Origin of the sequence: Streptomyces vulcanius (assembly GCF_042653945.1) — a bacterium.
Classification (GTDB): domain Bacteria; phylum Actinomycetota; class Actinomycetes; order Streptomycetales; family Streptomycetaceae; genus Streptomyces; species Streptomyces mangrovi.
This window is the reverse complement of the sequence record NZ_JBHSFK010000007.1, coordinates 33,590-50,646: the sequence shown is the minus strand read 5'-3', so window position 1 is coordinate 50,646 and position 17,057 is coordinate 33,590. Positions and strand designations below refer to the sequence as shown.

Genomic DNA, 17,057 nt, shown 5'->3' with positions numbered 1-17,057 from the left:
GTAGACCAGTGCTCACGGCACAGCGCTCGACGTTCGACGAGGAACGAAGAACGGGGAAGTGTGATGCGCAGGACGAGCAGCACCACCAACCGCAACCGCAGGACCGTGAAAGCAGCCGCCGGCCTTCTGGCGGGAGCCCTCGCGCTCTCGCTCACCGCGTGCGGCGGCGACGACGACAAGAGCGACACCAACGGAAGCACACCGACCACGGGGTCCGGCAGCGCCCTCTCCCTCCCCAAGCTGGACGGCACCTCGCTGGAGGTCGCCGCGGTCTGGACCGGCCCGGAACAGGCCAACTTCAAGAAGGTCCTGGCCGAGTTCGAGAAGCGCACCGGCGCGAAGGTGACCTTCGTGCCCGCGCAGGACCCGATCATCAACTTCCTCGGGTCGAAGATCGCGGGCGGCCAGCCCCCGGACGTGGCGATGCTCCCGCAGCCGGGCGCGATCAAACAGGCGGTGGACAAGAAGTGGGCGACGCCGCTGGGCGACGCCGCGCTCGCGGAGCTGAAGAAGAACTACTCGCAGGGCTGGCAGGACATCGGCGCGGTGAACGGCAAGCCGTACGGCGTCTACTACAAGGCCGCCAACAAGTCGCTGGTCTGGTACAACGCGCAGGTCTTCGAGAACGCGGGCGCGAGCGAACCCAAGACGTGGGACGAGCTGCTGACGACCGCGCAGACGGTGTACGACTCCGGCGTCACCCCGTTCTCGATCCCGGGCGCGGACGGCTGGCCGCTGACCGACTGGTTCGAGAACGTGTACCTCTCGCAGGCGGGCCCGGAGAAGTACGACCAGTTGGCCAAGCACGAGATCAAGTGGACGGATCCGTCGGTGAAGCAGGCGCTCACCACGCTCGCCCAGGTCTGGGGCAAGAAGGACTATGTGGCGGGCGGCGCCGACGGTGCCCTCCAGACGCAGTTCCCGAACTCGGTGACGCAGGTCTTCACCGGCGGCGACCAGCCCAAGGCGGCGATGGTCTACGAGGGCGACTTCGTGCAGGTCAACATCGGCCAGACGGACGCGAAGATCGGCACGGACGCCAAGGTGTTCCCGTTCCCGAAGGTCGGCAGCGCCGCGCCCGTGGTCTCCGGCGGCGACGCGGCCGTCATCCTGAAGGACTCCGAGGGCGCGCAGGCCCTGGCGACCTTCCTGGCCTCGCCGGACGCGGCGGAGATCCAGGCGAAGCTCGGCGGCTATCTCTCGCCGAACAAGAACGTGGACCTCGCCGCGTATCCGAACGACGTCCAGCGCAAGATCGCCCAGTCGCTGGTCGCGGCGGGCGACGACTTCCGCTTCGACATGTCCGACCAGGCCCCGCAGGCCTTCGGCGGCACGCCGGGCAAGGGTGAGTGGAAGGATCTCCAGGACTTCCTGAAGAACCCGACGGACGTGGCGGGCATCCAGAAGAAACTGGAGTCGGACGCGGCCGCGGCCTACGGGAACTGACCCGGCGATGAAACGGTCCGTGACCGGCACGCGCAAAACCGTGGCGGCGCTGTTCCTGCTGCCCGCCTTCGTGCTGCTGGGCGCGCTCGTGGTCTACCCCATCGGGTACTCGCTCGTGCGCAGCTTCTACGACCAGTCCGGCGACGGCTTCGCCGGAGTCGACAACTACAAGACCCTCTTCACGGACGACGGCATCCGCACCGCGCTGAAGAACAACGTGATCTGGGTGGTGTTCGCGCCGACGGTCGCGACCGCCCTCGGACTGATCTTCGCGGTGCTGACCGAACGGGTGCGCTGGGGCACGGCGTTCAAGCTGGTCGTCTTCATGCCGATGGCGATCTCGATGCTCGCCGCCGGCATCATCTTCCGGCTGGTCTACGACCAGGACCCGGACAAGGGCGTCGCGAACGCGGTGTGGGTGGGCGTGCACGACACGTTCGCCCAGGCGTCCGCGTTCCCGAAGGCCCACCCGGGCCGTGAGTCGCCGCTCGTCGCCCAGAGCGGCGGCTTCGTCACCAGGGAGACCGTGCGCATGGGCGACTTCGTCGCCCTCCCGCTCGTAGGTGTCGCCCCCGACCAGCTGCCCGACAGCGCGAAGGACGCCGTGAAGGCGCTGCCGGAGCTGGGGAAGGTCACCGGCACCACCTGGCAGGACTTCACCCGCGGCAAGGGCGTCGGCACCCTCGGCGCCCCCGACCCCACCGAACTCGGATACGCCGGGATGAGGATCGAGGCGGTCAAGGACGGCAGGGTCGTCGCGTCCACGAAAGCCGCCGACGACGGCACCTTCACCCTGCCCGCCGCCGCGGACGGCGCCCAACTCCGGCTGCCCGCAAGCAACTTCAAGGAGCCCTACAACGGTCTGGACTGGCTCGGCCCGTCCCTGGTCACGCCGTCGATCATCGGCTCGTACATCTGGATGTGGGCCGGTTTCGCGATGGTGCTGATCGCGGCGGGGCTGGCCGGGATGCCGCGTGAACTCCTCGAAGCGGCGCGGGTGGACGGCGCGAACGAGTGGCAGGTGTTCCGCCGGGTCACCGTGCCGATGCTGGCGCCGGTCCTCGCGGTCGTCGTCGTCACCCTGATGATCAATGTGCTGAAGGTCTTCGACCTGGTGTTCATCATCGCGCCGGGTTCCTCCCAGGACGACGCGAACGTGCTCGCCCTGGAGCTGTACCGCAAGGGCTTCTCCGAGGACCAGCCGGGCGTCGCCAGCGCGATCGCGGTGTTCCTGCTGCTCCTGGTGATCCCGGTGATGTGGTTCAACGTGCGCAGGCTGCGGCGGGAGGTGCGGCGATGAAGCGACTGGTCGAGTGGGTCAACAGCGGCGCGGTCCGGGTCTTCCTGATCCTCGTCGGCCTGTTCTGGCTGGTGCCGACCATCGGGCTGCTCATCTCCTCGCTCCGCCCGCCGGAGGAGATGAGCGCGAGCGGCTGGTGGAAGGTGTTCAGCCAGCCCTCCCAACTCACCCTCGACAGCTACCAGAAGCTCCTCGAGAACGGCGACATCACCGACTCCCTCCTGAACACCGTGCTGATCACCGTCCCGGCGACGCTGCTGGTCGTGGTCATCGGCTCGCTCGCCGGATACGCCTTCGCGTGGATGGAGTTCCCGGGCCGGGACTGGTGGTTCCTCGGTGTGGTGGGGCTGTTGGTGGTGCCGGTGCAGGTGGCGCTGATCCCGATCGCCGAACTCTTCGGCAAGCTCGGCCTGTTCGGGTCGGTCTTCGGGGTGGTGCTGTTCCACACCGGCTTCGGGCTGCCCTTCGCGGTGTTCCTGCTGCGGAACTTCTTCGCGGAGATCCCGCGCGAACTGCTGGAGGCCGCCCGCCTTGACGGCGCGGGTGAACTGCGGCTGTTCTTCCGGGTGGTGATGCCGCTGGGCGCTCCGGCGATCGCGAGTCTGGGCATCTTCCAGTTCCTGTGGGTGTGGAACGACATGCTGGTGGCGCTGGTGTTCACCGACGCCGGCAGCCAGCCGATCACGGTCGCGCTGCAGACGCAGGTACGGCAGTTCGGCAACAACATCGACGTGCTGGCGCCCGGCGCGTTCATCTCGATGGTGATCCCGCTGGCCGTGTTCTTCGCGTTCCAGCGGCAGTTCGTGTCCGGCGTGATGGCGGGCGCGGTCAAGTGACCTGCGACGGCTGAGGGGGTGGGGTGGATCCGGTCCGGGTCCACCCCTTCCCGTTCACCCGCCGTCCCCCGAATGTCGTAAGAACCGTTACCTGTGCATCCCGTCGGCCGTTCCCGGGCAAGGCCACCGCCCTCTGCCGACCCATGGATGTCCCTTGCCCAGGTTCAGTGTCATCGTCCCCGCGTACAAGGTTCAGGCGTATCTGCACGAGTGCCTCGAATCGGTGCTGTCCCAGTCGTTCACCGATCTCGAACTCATCGCGGTCGACGACCGCTCGCCGGACGCCTGCGGCGAGATCATCGACGAGTTCACCGCCCGCGACACGCGCGTGCGTGCCGTGCACCTGCCGGAGAACGTCGGCCCGGGCCGCGCCCGCAACGCCGGGATCGAGCGGGCCACCGGCGACTACCTGCTGTTCCTGGACTCCGACGACACGCTCGCCCCGGAGGCGCTGCGGGCGATCGCCGACCGGCTGAAGGAGACCGGCGAGCCGGACGTGCTGGTCTACGACTACGCGCGCACCTTCTGGGACGGCCGCACGGAACGCGACAAGGTCGCCGCCCGGCTGACCGAGCAGGGCCCGGCGCCGTTCCGCCTGGAGGACCGCCCGGAGCTGCTGCGGGTGCTGATGGTGGCCTGGAACAAGGCGTGCCGGCGGGAGTTCGTGCAGCGTGAGGGCCTGACGTTCCCGCCGGGCCACTACGAGGACACGCCGTGGACGTACCCGATGCTGATGGCGGCGGACTCGATCGCGACCCTGGACCGGGTCTGTGTGCACTACCGTCGGCGCCGGCGCGGGAACATCCTCTCCACCACCGGCCCGCGGCACTTCGACGTCTTCGAGCAGTACGACCGGGTCTTCGCGTTCGTCGAGGAGCGGCCCGAACTCGCCCGGTGGCGGCCGGTGTTGTTCAGCCGCATGGTCGACCACCTCACGACGGTCTTCACCAGGCGGGACCGGCTTCCGCGCCGGGCGCGCGCCGAGTTCCTGCGCAACGCCCGTGCCCACTACCGCCGTTACCGCACCCCGGGCACCCCGGTCCCCCTGCGCGCGCGGCTGCGGCACGCCTTGGTCCACCTGGGCCTGCACCGCACCTACCGGACGCTCCAGGCGGGCGTGACCCTGCGCCGCCGGGTGCTGAAACTGGGCGTGAAACTGGCGCGCGCACTGCGGTCGGCCCTGCTCCAGGCGCACTACCGCGTCCAGCTGCGGCTGCCGGTGCGCGCCGACCGCGCGGTCTTCGCGGCGTACTGGGGGCGCGGGCACGCGTGCAACCCGGGCGCGCTGGAGGAGGCGTTCCGCACCTACGCGCCCGGTGTGCGCACCGCGTGGATCGCGCGCCCCGAGCACCAGCACGCCGTACCGCCGGGCCCGCGCCCGGTCGCGCCCGGCACGGCCGCCTACTGGACGGCGCTGGCCCGCTCCAAGTACCTCGTCAACAACGTCAACTTCGACCGCAGGCTGGTCAAGCGGCCCGGACAGGTCTTCGTGCAGACCCAGCACGGCACGCCCCTCAAGCACATGGGCCTCGACCTCCAGGAGCACCCGGCCGCCGCCCGTGACACGGACTTCGCCGAGCTCCTCAGGGGCGTCGACCAGTGGGACTACGTCCTGTCCGCCAACCGCCACACCACTCTGACCTGGGAACGCGTCTACCCGGGCGGCTACGAGACCCTCGCCTACGGCTATCCGCGCAACGACGTCTTCCAGCGCGCGAGCCCGGCGGACGTGGCGCGTCTGCGTGAGTCCCTCGGCGTCCCGCGCGACACCGTCGCGATCCTGTACGCCCCCACCCACCGCGACTACCGCCGCACCCAGCGCACCCCGCTCGACCTGGAGCGGGTGCTGCGCCGGCTCGGCCCGCGGTTCGTGATCCTGGCCCGCGCCCACTACTGGCAGGGCGCCCCGCTCGCGCGCCGGGCGCCCGGCATCATCGACGTGGCCGACCACCCGAGCGTCGAGTCCCTCTGTCTGGCCTCTGACGCCCTGGTCACCGACTACTCGTCGATCATGTTCGACTACGCCAACCTGGACCGCCCGATCGTCGTCCACGCCCCCGACGACGACTGGGCGGCCTACCGCGCGGCCCGCGGCACCTACTTCGACCTGCGGGCCTTCCCGCCCGGCGCCCTCGCCCGCAGCGAGGACGAACTGGTCGACATCTTCACCACCGGCCACTGGCGCGGCTCCCGCTCGGCCCAGCTGCGCACCGCGTTCCGCGAGCGGTTCTGCCCGTACGACGACGGACGCGCCGCCGAGCGGGTCGTACGGCGGATCGTGCTGGGCGAGACGGAGCTGCCGCCGGTGGTGCCGCTGAGGGAACGGCGGCCGGTGCCGTCACCGGCGGCGCCTTCCCAGTTGGCCACCATTCCGCAACCTTCCGGCCATCTCCCCGTCACCGAAGGGCGCTGAACGCCGTTCTCTGAACGACACCGCCGCAGCACGACAGAGGGAGCACCCACCATGCCCCGCTTCAGCATCATCGTCCCGTCCCATGGGGTCGCGGGGCGGCTGTCCCTGGCGCTGGACTCCGTCCTCGCCCAGTCCTTCGGCGACTTCGAGCTGCTCCCGGTCTGCGACGCGCCCGGCGCCCCGGCCGCCGAGTACGCCGGGCGGGACTCACGGGTGAGGCCGGTGCACTCGCCGCCGTCGGCGGGCCTGGCGGGCGCGCGCAACACCGGGACACGGGAGGCGACCGGGGCGTATCTGCTGTTCCTCGACGGCGACGACACGCTCGCCCCGGGCGCCCTGGCGGCGCTGGACGCCCGTCTCACCGGGACCGGTGACGTGGACGTCCTGTACTTCGAGCACGAGCGGGTCCCGTGGTGGGAGGGCGCGCCGGCCGACCCGTCCGCCGCCCTGCTGCCGGCGAAGACCCCGAAGGACGCCTTCGCCCCCGTGGAGGCCCCCCGGCTGACCGGCGTGCGGCTCCCCGCCTGGAGCGCGGCCTACCGCCGGGCCTTCCTCGCCGAGCACGAACTGGTCTTCCCCCACGGTCACTTCACGGACGTCGGCTTCGGCGGTCTGGTCACCCTGCACGCCACCCGGATCGCGGTCCTGCGCTCGGTCGTCGTACGGCATCTGCTGCGCCGCCAGGGCAGCCGGCTCGACCTGCCGGGCGAGCATCACGCCGAACTCCTCGACCGGGTCGGGACGGTGCTGACGCGAGCGGCCGAACTCGGCCTTTCCACCGACCGGTCGGGGCCGCTGTTCGAGCAGCTCTTCTCCCTCGTGCTGAAGACGGCCGCGCACCCGGCCAGGCTGCCGGGCCGCCGTCGCCGGGCCTTCTTCCGGCGCGCGGGACGCCTGTACCGCGCCCATCGCCCGGCCGGTTACCACGCGCCGGGCGGGAGTCCCGGAGTGCAGCACCGGCTGCTGGCGGCGGGGGCGTACACCGCGTTCCGCGCGCTGCGCGGCGCCCACCAGCGCGCCTCGGCCGCCGCCGGGCTCGTCCCGCGCGGGCTGCGCACCCGGCTGCACTACCGGCGCCAGCTGTGCCGCCGTATCGACCCCGGCCTGGCGGTGTACTGCGCCTACTGGGGCCGCGGATACGCCTGCAACCCGGCCGCGATCCACGCCAGGGCCGCCGAACTCGCCCCGCACATCCGCTCGGTGTTCCTCGTCGCGCCCGACCGGGCGCACACGATGCCGGAAGGCGTCGAGTACGCGGTGATCGGCAGCCGCCGCTACTGGCAGGTGCTGGCCCGCGCCAAGTACCTGGTCAACAACGCCGACTTCGCGGAGGGCGTCGTCAAGCGGAAGGGCAGTGTGCATGTGCAGACCCAGCACGGCACCCCGCTGAAGAAGATGGGCGTCGACCAGTCGACGTACCCGGTGGTCGCCGCCGCGGCCGGCTCCTTCACCAGGCTCCTGGGCCGGGTGGACCGCTGGGACTACAACCTCTCCGCCAACGCCCACTCGACCGGGACGTGGGAGCGCGCCTTCCCGGGCCGCTACGAGCAGCTGGAGTACGGCTATCCGCGCAACGACGTGTTCTACCGGACGAGCGCGGAGGACGTGGCCCTCATCCGGCGGGAGCTGGGCGTCCCCGAGGGCAGCACGGCCGTCCTGTACGCCCCCACCCACCGCGACCACCGCGACGGCTTCGACCCCGGCCTGGACCTGGAGGCGTTCTGCGCGGCGGCCGGCGAGGACGTCGTCGTCCTGCTGCGCGCCCACTACTTCTACGACGGGGGCCCGGCGCGGGGCACCGGCCGGATCATCGACGTCACCGGCCACCGCTCCGCCGAGGACGTCTGTCTGGCCTCCGACGCGCTGGTCACCGACTACTCGTCGATCATGTTCGACTACGCCAACCTGGACCGCCCGATCGTCGTGTACGCCGACGACTGGGAGGTCTACACCGAGATCCGGGGCGTGTACTTCGACCTGATGGCGGCCCCGCCGGGAGTCGTCACCCGGACACCGCAGGAGCTGGCGCGGGCGTTCTGCGACGGCTCGTACGCCTCCCGCCGGGCGACGGCGCTGAGGGCCGCGTTCCGGTCCCGTTTCTGCCGGTTCGACGACGGCCGGGCCGCCGAGCGCGTGGTGCGCCGGGTGCTGCTCGGGGAGTCCCCGGAGACGATCCCGCCCGTACCGCCCCTCGCGGAGCGCGTTCCCGCCCCCGCGACCCTCGTGAGGAACTGACCGTGCCCCGCTTCAGCGTCATCGTCCCCTGTTTCAAGGTGCAGGGCTTCCTGCACGAGTGTCTGGACTCGCTCCTCGCGCAGTCGTACCGGGACTTCGAGGTGATCGCCGTCGACGACCGCTCGCCGGACGGCAGCGGCGCGATCCTCGACGAGTTCGCCGCACGCGACGAGCGGGTCCGGGTGCTGCACCTGCCGGAGAACGTCGGCCTCGGCCGCGCCCGCAACGCGGGAATGCGGTGCGCCACCGGCGACTACCTGTTCTTCCTGGACGGCGACGACACCGTCGCCCCGGGCGCGCTGCGCGCGATCGCCGACCGGCTGGCCGAGTCCGGCGACCCGGACGTGCTGGTCTTCGACCACGCGCGCACCTACTGGTGGGGCGGCACGCGCCGCAACGCCCTCGCGCACCTCCTCGCCGAGGCCGGCGCGGGCACCTTCACGGCCGCCGAACGCCCGGAGATCCTCGACCTGTTGATGGTCGTGTGGAACAAGGTCTACCGGCGGGACTTCGTCGAGCAACACGGCTTCGCCTTCCCGCCCGGCTACTACGAGGACACGCCCTGGACGTTCCCGGTGCTGCTGAGCGCGCGGACGATCGCCACGCTGGACCGGATCTGTCTGCACTACCGCCAGCGCCGCCAGGGCAACATCCTCTCCACCACCAGCCGTGAGCACTTCGACGTCCACGACCAGTACGAGCGGGTCTTCGCGTTCGTCGACTCCCGCCCGGAGCTGGCGGGTTGGCGGCCCCACCTGCACCGCAGGATGGGCGAGCACTGTCTGGACATCCTGGCCAGGCCGGACCGGCTGCCGCCGTCGGACAAGGGCGAGTTCTTCCGCCGTACGGCCGAGCTGTTCCGTGAGCACCAGCCCGCCGGCGCGGCGGTTCCCGCCGGACTCCGGGTGCTGGAAGGCGGTTGGGCGGCCTACCGGGCGCGGCTGCGGGCCGGGCGGGCGGGGCGTGAACTGGCCCGGCGCGGGGCGCTGGCGCGCAGGGCGGCCGGGGGGCGCGTACGCCGGATCACGGACGGGGTGAACGTGCGCCGGGCGCTGGATCCGCAGCTGGTGGTGTACTCGGCGTTCTCGCACCGGGGTGTGCTCGGCGACCCGGGGGCCGTCTACCGCAAGGCGCTGGAGATCGCGCCGCAGCTGCGCGGGGTGTGGGTGGTGCGCGACGAGGAGACGGCCGCGCGGCTGCCCGACGGCGTGGAACACGTCGTCCTCGGCTCCCCCGCGTACCGGAGGGTGACCGCGCGGGCGGGGTTCTTCGTCAACAACGTCAACTGGCCCGGCACGCTCGCCAAACGCCCCGGCAGCGTGCACATCCACACCCACCAGGGCACCCCGCTGAAGTACATGGCCGCCGACCTCCTCCACCGGCCCGGCGGCCGGTTCGGCGTGGACGTCCCGCAGATGCTGCGCCGCGCCGACCGCTGGGACTACAGCCTGGTCGCCAACCGGCACTCGGAGCTGGTGTGGGAGCGGGCCTACCCGTGCCACTTCACGTCGGTGCGGACCGGGAGCCCGCGCAACGACGTGCTGGTCGGCGCCGGCCCGCGGGCGTCCCTCGCGGCGCGCGCCCGGCTCGGCATCCCGGCCGGGCACACCGTCGTGCTGTACGCGCCGACCCGGCGGGAGTACGTCCGCGGCGGACACGTCGACCGGATCGACCTGGCCCGCTTCGCCGCCGACCTGGGCGCCGACCACACCCTCGTGGTACGGCTGCACCCGTCCCTGGCGACCGGGTACGCGCGCGGGACGGGCCTCGCCGATCTGCACCGGCGCGGAATCCTGGTCGACGCGACCGACGAACCGCACGTCGAGGACGTGCTGCTCGCCTCCGACGTCCTGGTCACCGACTACTCGGCCCTGATGTTCGACTACGCCAACCTGGACCGGCCGATCGTGGTGCACGCCGACGACTGGGCGGTGTACCGGGCCAGCCGGGGCACCTACTTCGACATCACCGCCGAGGCCCCGGGCCATGTCTCGGGCACCTACCGCGAACTGGCCTGGCTGCTGGCCTCCGGCAGCTGGCGCGACGACGACTCCACCCGGCTGCGGGCCCGGTTCCGGGCGCGGTTCTGCGCGTACGACGACGGACGCGCCGCCGAGCGGGTGGTACGGCGGCTGCTGCTGGGCGAGGAGTTTCCGGAGGGTGCCGCCGCGGCGAGGGTGCCCGCTCCGGCCGGGGCGCGGGAGCGGGAGCGGGCCGATCGGGGGACCCCGGTGCGGTGATGTCCGGTGGGGGCGTCGGGGCGGACGGTAGCGTTCGACGAATGCCCCTTGTGTTTGGATTTGCCCCTTTCATCCTCTTGCCGGTCGGCGTGATCGTCCTCGTGCCGGCCGGCGCGCGGTGAGCGCCGGTGTTCTGACCCGGCGGGGCGCGCGCGGTGCCACGGCGCTGCGCGGCGGGCGGGTGTGGCGGCCGAGCCCGTACCAGGTCTTCGGCTTCCTGTTCTGGCTGGTGATGTCGCTGGCGTACTGGCGGGTGCCGCTGTGCTGCGACGCCGGCCAGCACGCGGCGGTCGTCGAGCGGCTCAGGGACAGCCTCCTGCGCCCCCGGCACCCGATGGCCGATCTGCCGGGCGCGGGCAGCCCCTACTACTCGCCGTACGCGGTGGCGGAGGGCGCCTTCGCGCGGCTGACCGGGCTGACGGGGTGGGAGGTGCTGCGGGTCGCCGGGCCGGTGAACCTGGTGGTGCTGCTGACCGGTGTCGGCCGTTTTGTACGGGCGCTGACGCCTCGCGCGTGGGCGCCAGTGCTGGCGATGGCGGCGATGACGCTGCTGTGGGGCACGGAACGCGCCTGGTGGAGCGGCTATCTGGGCCTGATGTCGATGACCGGCAACCTCGGCTATCCGTCCACCTTCGCCATCGGACTCGCCTTCTGGGCGTGGGCCCTGACCGCCACGCGCGCGTGCGACGGGCGCCGGGTGCGGTTCGTGGGCCCCAGCGGGCTGCGCGGCTTCACCGGGTACGCGGGCCTCGGCGCGCTGTACGGGGTGATCCTGCTGGTGCATCCGATCACGTCGGTGGCGGCCGTGGCGGGCGGGGTCGCGATCGTCGCGGGGCTGCAGCGCGGGTGGGGGCGGGCGGCGGCGGCCCGGTGGGCGGTGACCGGCGCGGTGGCGCTCCTCGTGGCGCTCGCCTGGCCGTACTCCGATGTGTTCGCGCCGGCCGGGGACGGCAGCCTGGACGCCCTGTACCGACAGCTGTACGAGGATCTGACGGGCCGTTTCTGGCTGGCGCTGCTGGGGCTGCCGGCGCTGTGGGCGCGGGGGCGGCGCTCGGCGCGGGACCCGCTGGTGCTGATGTTCGCGGCGGACCTGCTGGTGGTGGCGTACGGGTACGTCAGCGGCCACTACACCTACGGGCGGATCCTCGGACTGGCGCTGGTGCCGCCGCAGTTCGCGCTGGCGGTGGAGCTGGCGGCGCCCCGGGCGTGGGGCACGGGGCGGAAGGTGCTGGGGGCGTTCGCGGCGGGCGGGGCCTGTCTGGGGCTGCTGACCGTGCAGGCGGGGGCGGTGGTGCCGCGCTCACTGGACCCGGTGGGCTTCGAGCAGCCGCCGCGCTGGTCGTCGTACGACTGGGCCGCGCGGCACATCGGGCGGGGGGACGTGGTGATCACCGACGGGTACTTCGCGGTGCACGCCATCGCGGGGTACGGGCCGAACCTCGTGGCGCCGCCCTGGCCGGACGCCTCGCTCGACGAGCGGGAGCGGCTGCGGCGGACGGCGGACGTGCGCGGGTATCTCGCGCCCGGCTCGACGCGGGCCGGGCGGGCGGCGGTCGTCCGCCGCCATCACGTCCGCTGGCTGCTGCTGACGCGCTGGCACACGGTGCCCGAGGAGGCGGTGGTGGTGGCGTGGAGCCGGCGGACGGGGGAGGTGCTGGCGCGGGTCGGGGGCCGCTGAGAACCCGCCTGCGGCCCCCGTGATTCCGCGGGTTACTCGATGACGAGGTCGACCTCGATGTTGCCGCGGGTGGCGTTGGAGTAGGGGCAGACCTGGTGGGCGGTCTCGACGAGCTTGCGGCCGGTGGCCTCGTCCACGCTGTCGGGCAGCTCGACGCGGAGCGTCACCTTCAGGCCGAAGCCCTCGCCCTGCTTGCCGATGCCGACCTCGGCGGTGACGGCGGCGTCGCTGACGTCCACCTTCGCCTGGCGGCCGACGAGGCCCAGCGCGCTGCCGAAGCAGGCCGCGTAACCGGCGGCGAACAGCTGCTCCGGGTTGGTGCCCTGACCGTTGCCGCCCATCTCCACCGGTATGCCGAGCTGGAGGTCGATCTTGCCGTCGGAGGAGACGGCGCGACCGTCACGGCCGTGGGTGGCGGTGGCGACTGCGGTGTAGAGCGCGTCCATGGATGAACCATCCCTCTCGGAAGTCTGTGTTCGGAGGAGTCTGTAGGGACTCTGCGTCCGGACACAAGTAGAGCACACAATTCAATTGTGCACAACTAAATGGCCCACTGGAGCTACTCTGGAGTCATGACCGAGAACTGGTTGCGTCTGGATCACCAGATCTGCTTCGCCCTGCACGCCGCCTCGCGCGCCTTCAACGGCGTGTACCGGGTGATCCTCAAGGACCTCGGGCTCACCTACCCGCAGTACCTGGTGATGCTGGTGCTGTGGGAGCACGGCGAGCTGCCCGTGAAGAAGCTCGGCGAACATCTGCGTCTGGACTCCGGCACACTCTCCCCGCTGCTCAAGCGGCTGGAGACGGCGGGCCTGGTGCGCCGGGAGCGCAGCGCGCGCGACGAACGCTCGGTGGTGATCCGGCCGACCGAGGAGGGTGCCGCGCTGCGGGAGCGGGCGCTTCAGGTGCCGCGCAGGATCGGGTCGGCGACCGGGTTCGGCCCCGACGAGATCGGCGACCTGCGGGAGCGCCTGGAGGAACTCACCACGGCGCTGGACGCTGCCGCCGCTCTGGAGAGCGGACTTCCAGGGCTTCCAGGGCTTCCAGTGCCTCCTGGGCTTCCCGGGCTTCCGGTGGAAGGCCTCGCGGAGGGCCTTGCTCCGGGCGGCGGGCGTACAGGCGCAGGGTGATGCCGTCCCGCACGAACTCGCGCCTCGGCTCGCTGGGCACGAACTCCTCCGTCACGACCGTCAGCTTGACCCGCTCGGTCGGGTTGCGCGGGTACCACGACGAGCGCAGGGCGTAGGGCTCGGCGACCACCCAGAGGCGGTCCAGGGCGAGCAGGTCGCGGCGCAGCCCGGCGGGGGACCGCTCCCGGCCGTAGAGCGTGCCGGAGGCGGGCCCCGGGGTCGCGAGGGCCACGTCCCGCACGCCCCGGAAACCGGCCGGGTACGTCACCGCCGCGCGGCGCCCGATGGTCGGCAGGAACACCACGGAGTCCCCCGGCCGCAGCTCGCGCGCGGCGAGCGCGGAGACGGCCGCCAGGCTGTCGGGGCGGGTGAGGAGGGTGCGGTCCTGGCGGTGGAGGGGCAGTTGCTGGGTGAACGCGAGGGCGACGGCGAGAGTTCCCGCGAGCGGGACCAGCGGTGACATCCCGATTCTCAGCATGGTGAGCACCCGGTCCGCGCCGAAGGCCACCAGCAGCGGTGCCGCCCCGAACGCGTACAGCACATACCGGTCGTCGTAGATCGGCTGGAGCTGGGAGGCGGCGATGAGGGTCAGCGGGGGCAGCACGGCCCAGGGGAGGGCCACCGACGCGAGCGTGAGCCGGCGCGGACCCGGCACGGCCACGAGGGCGAGGACCAGGCAGGTCCAGAACACCGGCCCGCCCGTCCCCAGGGCGGCGTGCAGCAGCCGCTCGGCGCTGTCCGGTCCCGGCCGGGGCAGCCATGCCACCTGGCCCGCCTGCACCTTGGACACCAGGGCGAGCGGCAGCAGGACGACCACCGCCGCGCCCGCGGCCCCGGCCCACCCGCGCCAGGCCCGTCTGCCCACGCGCGCGTGGAGGAGGGTCACCGCGTGGGCGAGCAGCAGGAGCACCGCGAGTTCGTGCAGCACACAGGTGAGGGCGACGACGACGCCGTACGGCCGCCAGGAGCCGCCCCGGACGGCCCGGACGAGCAGCAGGGTCGCCCCGGCCGCGCCGGCGCCGACGACGGCGTACGAGCGGCCCTCCTGGGCGTAGTGGCCCACCAGCGGCGTCGCGGCGTACAGCAGGCCCGCCCAGAGGCCGACACGCGGCCGGGCCAGCCGTACCCCGAGGACCGCGACCAGGCCCGCGGCGACGGCCGCGCCGCAGACGGACGGCAGGCGCAGGGCGAGTTCGCCGGGGCGGACGGCGAGCACGGCGTGCATGAGGAGGTAGTACAGGCCGTGCACCGCGTCCACACCGTGCAGCAGCCGCCAGATCTCCGGCACCGAGCGCCGTGCGACCTGGAAGGTGACCGCCTCGTCGCGCCACATGCCTCCCCGTTCGACCCCCCACAGACCGAGCACGAGCATGACGCCGGCGGGCACGGCGACCGCCGCCCTGTTTTCCCAGGACCTGTTCTCCATCCGCCCTATTTTGTGCGACTAAGTACTGATTCCTGGCTATTGACGGAGTATCTGAAGTAAAGAAGCATTATTGCGGATTACGATCCGCCGTCATGAGACGTCGTCACCTTCTTGTCGCCCTCGCCGCCGCCTGGCTGGCCTCCCGCGCCCTGATGCTGTGGCTGCTCGCCCACGACTCCGCCGGGATCCTGGGCGGCCGGGTGGGGCGGGAGGTGTGGCGCACGTACCACCACTGGTACGGCGTGCTGACCCAGGGCGCGTTCCCCGCGCACGACACGCTGTGGCAGTACCCGCCGGGCGCCGGGCTTGTCCTGCTGTCGCCCGGCGCGCTGCCCTGGTGGACGTACTTCCAGGCGTTCGTCGCCCTCACGGTCGTCTCGGACGGCGTGATCGCGTACGCGCTGGCCCGCGCGGGCACCCGCTCCGGCCGTCGGCTGGCGGGGGCCGCCGTATGGGTGTTCGGGCTGCCGCTCCTCGTCCGCGTCCCGTTCGCCCGCTACGACGTCCAGGTCACGGCACTGGCGGTCGTCTCCCTGCTGGCCCTGTCGCGCTCCACGCGTGTGTGCGGGGCGTTCGCGGCCCTGGGCGCGCTGGTGAAGGTGTGGCCGGCGCTGGCGCTGCTGGGGGCGCCGAGGGGCCGGGACACCCGCTCGGTGTGGGCGTCGGCGCTGCTGACCGGGGCCTCGCTGCTCCTGGTCCTGGTCTTCGCGTTCCGCAATCCGCTGGCCTTCCTGCGCCAGCAGGGCGGCCGGGGGGTGCAGATCGAGTCCCTGGGCGGCACGGTGCTGTCCCTGGCGCGTCACGTCGGCTGGCCGGGCAAGGTCCGCTACCAGTACGGCGCGATGGAGTTCACCGGTCCGTACGTCTCGTCCGTGGCGCACGCCTCGCTCGCCCTGACCGCGGTCGCCTTCGGTCTGCTGCTGCTGTGGCGGGTGCGCGCCCGCCACTGGACCGAGGCCGTGCCGTTCGACGCCGCGCTGAGCGCCGTGCTGCTGTTCACGGTCACCAGCAGGGTGATCAGCCCGCAGTACATGATCTGGCTGCTGGGCCTGGCCGCCGTGTGCCTGACCTCGCGGCACACCACCCAGCGCCCGGTGGCGGTCTTGATCCTGCTGTCCACGGCGGTCAGCTCGGCGATCTTCCCCGTGCTCTACGGCGACGTCATCGCCTGCACCCGGACCGGGACCGGTCTGCTGGTGCTGCGCAACGGCATGCTGCTGCTGGCGGCCGTGCTGTCCTTCGCGCGCCTGTGGCGGTCGACCACACTTCGCGCATCATCGGACACGGAAAGTTATCCACAGGCTCGGCGGGAGAGCCCGGCGCCTGCTTCACTGTGAGTCGAACCGACTGTCACGAGGGGGAGGGACGGCATGACCTGGCTGATCACGGGCGGCGCCGGATACATCGGCGCGCACGTCGTACGGGCGATGACCCGGGCGGGCGAGCGGTCGGTGGTGTACGACGACCTGTCGACCGGCGTCGAGGCGCGGGTCCCGGCGGGGGTGCCGCTGGAGGTGGGCTCGACCCTGGACGGGGACCGGGTGGCCCGCGTCCTGGCCGAGCACCGGGTGACGGGAGTCGTCCACCTGGCGGCGAAGAAGCAGGTCGGGGAGTCGGTGGAGCGGCCCCTGCACTACTACCGGGAGAACGTGGAGGGCCTCAGGGTCCTCCTGGAGGCGGTCACCGCGGCCGGCGTCCCGTCCTTCGTGTTCTCCTCCTCGGCCGCCGTGTACGGCATGCCGGACGTCGACCTGGTCACCGAGGACACGCCCTGTGTGCCGATGTCCCCCTACGGCGAGACGAAGCTGGCGGGCGAGTGGCTGGTCCGCGCGACGAACCGTGCCACGGGCCTGTCCACGGCCTCCCTGCGCTACTTCAACGTGGCCGGCGCGGCCTCCCCCGACCTCGCCGACACCGGCGTCTTCAACCTCGTCCCGATGGTCTTCGAGAAGCTCACCGCGGACGAGCCGCCGCGTATCTTCGGCGACGACTACGCCACCCCCGACGGCACCTGCGTACGGGACTACATCCACGTCGTCGACCTCGCCGAGGCCCATGTCGCCGCCGCGCACGCCCTGCGGTCCTCCCCGGGCCGCGACCTCACCCTCAACATCGGCCGCGGCGAGGGCGTCTCCGTGCGCGAGATGATCGACCGCGTCAACACCGTCACCGGCCACGACCGCCCCCCGGTCGTCGTCCCCCGGCGCCCCGGCGACCCCGCCCGCGTCGTCGCCTCCGCCGACCGCATCGCCACGGAACTGGCCTGGAAGGCCAGACACGACGTCCAGGACATGATCACCACGGCCTGGCAGGGCTGGCTCCACCACCACCCGGACGCGGCGCGCGAGTAGCC

At 72.2% G+C, this 17,057-nt stretch carries 11 protein-coding genes and 1 pseudogene; 10 read left to right on the top strand and 2 right to left on the bottom strand.

Going from position 1 to position 17,057, the window contains the following annotated elements:
- The first annotated feature begins 63 nt into the window (after positions 1 to 63).
- From ACFPIH_RS12465 to ACFPIH_RS12435, 7 genes are all read left to right on the top strand, one after another.
- Complete coding sequence (locus tag ACFPIH_RS12465; RefSeq protein WP_381170058.1) at positions 64 to 1,446, top strand: ABC transporter substrate-binding protein; 1,383 nt, start codon at positions 64 to 66, stop codon at positions 1,444 to 1,446.
- A 19-nt stretch (positions 1,447 to 1,465) separates the two neighbouring features.
- Complete coding sequence (locus ACFPIH_RS12460; RefSeq protein WP_381170056.1) at positions 1,466 to 2,746, top strand: carbohydrate ABC transporter permease; 1,281 nt, start codon at positions 1,466 to 1,468, stop codon at positions 2,744 to 2,746.
- The gene (locus ACFPIH_RS12455) at positions 2,743 to 3,582 is read left to right on the top strand and encodes a carbohydrate ABC transporter permease (RefSeq protein ID WP_381170054.1); all 840 of its coding nucleotides are present in this window, start codon (positions 2,743 to 2,745) and stop codon (positions 3,580 to 3,582) included. The genes ACFPIH_RS12460 and ACFPIH_RS12455 overlap by 4 nt, the downstream gene beginning before the upstream one ends.
- Before the next feature lie 154 nt (positions 3,583 to 3,736).
- Positions 3,737 to 5,995: a bifunctional glycosyltransferase/CDP-glycerol:glycerophosphate glycerophosphotransferase gene (locus ACFPIH_RS12450; protein ID WP_381170052.1), complete on the top strand. Its 2,259-nt coding sequence runs from the start codon at positions 3,737 to 3,739 to the stop codon at positions 5,993 to 5,995.
- A gap of 51 nt (positions 5,996 to 6,046) precedes the next feature.
- Positions 6,047 to 8,230 carry a bifunctional glycosyltransferase/CDP-glycerol:glycerophosphate glycerophosphotransferase gene (locus tag ACFPIH_RS12445; protein ID WP_381170050.1) on the top strand — a complete coding sequence of 728 codons (2,184 nt, stop codon included), beginning with the start codon at positions 6,047 to 6,049 and terminating at the stop codon, positions 8,228 to 8,230.
- 2 nt (positions 8,231 to 8,232) lie between these two features.
- A complete protein-coding gene (locus ACFPIH_RS12440; protein WP_381170048.1) occupies positions 8,233 to 10,470 on the top strand; it encodes a bifunctional glycosyltransferase/CDP-glycerol:glycerophosphate glycerophosphotransferase in 2,238 nt (745 codons plus the stop codon).
- Positions 10,471 to 10,588: 118 nt separating this feature from the next.
- Entirely contained in the window at positions 10,589 to 12,148 is a 1,560-nt protein-coding gene (locus ACFPIH_RS12435; protein ID WP_381170046.1) for a hypothetical protein, read from the top strand.
- A 32-nt stretch (positions 12,149 to 12,180) separates the two neighbouring features.
- Here ACFPIH_RS12435 and ACFPIH_RS12430 read toward each other — a convergent pair whose 3' ends face one another.
- Positions 12,181 to 12,594 carry an organic hydroperoxide resistance protein gene (locus ACFPIH_RS12430; protein WP_381170044.1) on the bottom strand — a complete coding sequence of 138 codons (414 nt, stop codon included), beginning with the start codon at positions 12,592 to 12,594 and terminating at the stop codon, positions 12,181 to 12,183.
- 99 nt (positions 12,595 to 12,693) lie between these two features.
- Between ACFPIH_RS12430 and ACFPIH_RS12425 the strand changes: the two are divergent.
- Positions 12,694 to 13,164, top strand: a pseudogene (locus tag ACFPIH_RS12425) (MarR family winged helix-turn-helix transcriptional regulator); the annotation flags it as partial.
- Here the strand turns inward: ACFPIH_RS12425 and ACFPIH_RS12420 are convergent.
- Positions 13,130 to 14,704, bottom strand: a complete 1,575-nt coding sequence (locus ACFPIH_RS12420) for a hypothetical protein (protein ID WP_381170042.1) — start codon at positions 14,702 to 14,704, stop codon at positions 13,130 to 13,132. The pseudogene ACFPIH_RS12425 and the gene ACFPIH_RS12420 overlap by 35 nt on opposite strands.
- 92 nt (positions 14,705 to 14,796) lie before the next feature.
- On the opposite strand from ACFPIH_RS12420, the gene ACFPIH_RS12415 reads away from it, so the two are divergent.
- Both ACFPIH_RS12415 and galE read left to right on the top strand, forming a co-directional pair.
- Positions 14,797 to 16,041, top strand: coding sequence for a glycosyltransferase 87 family protein (locus ACFPIH_RS12415; protein WP_381170040.1), 1,245 nt, complete (start codon positions 14,797 to 14,799; stop codon positions 16,039 to 16,041).
- Between the two features lie 33 nt (positions 16,042 to 16,074).
- Positions 16,075 to 17,055 carry a UDP-glucose 4-epimerase GalE gene (gene galE, locus ACFPIH_RS12410; protein ID WP_381170038.1) on the top strand — a complete coding sequence of 327 codons (981 nt, stop codon included), beginning with the start codon at positions 16,075 to 16,077 and terminating at the stop codon, positions 17,053 to 17,055.
- The last annotated feature ends 2 nt before the right edge of the window (positions 17,056 to 17,057 follow it).

Excerpts from the sequence above, each read along its gene's own strand:
- ACFPIH_RS12465 (WP_381170058.1), top strand. The coding sequence starts at position 64 with ATGCGCAGGACGAGCAGCACCACCAACCGCAACCGCAGGACCGTGAAA.
- ACFPIH_RS12455 (WP_381170054.1), top strand. The coding sequence starts at position 2,743 with ATGAAGCGACTGGTCGAGTGGGTCAACAGCGGCGCGGTCCGGGTCTTC.
- ACFPIH_RS12445 (WP_381170050.1), top strand. The coding sequence starts at position 6,047 with ATGCCCCGCTTCAGCATCATCGTCCCGTCCCATGGGGTCGCGGGGCGG.
- ACFPIH_RS12430 (WP_381170044.1), bottom strand. The coding sequence starts at position 12,594 with ATGGACGCGCTCTACACCGCAGTCGCCACCGCCACCCACGGCCGTGAC.
- ACFPIH_RS12420 (WP_381170042.1), bottom strand. The coding sequence starts at position 14,704 with ATGGAGAACAGGTCCTGGGAAAACAGGGCGGCGGTCGCCGTGCCCGCC.
- ACFPIH_RS12415 (WP_381170040.1), top strand. The coding sequence starts at position 14,797 with ATGAGACGTCGTCACCTTCTTGTCGCCCTCGCCGCCGCCTGGCTGGCC.
- galE (WP_381170038.1), top strand. The coding sequence starts at position 16,075 with ATGACCTGGCTGATCACGGGCGGCGCCGGATACATCGGCGCGCACGTC.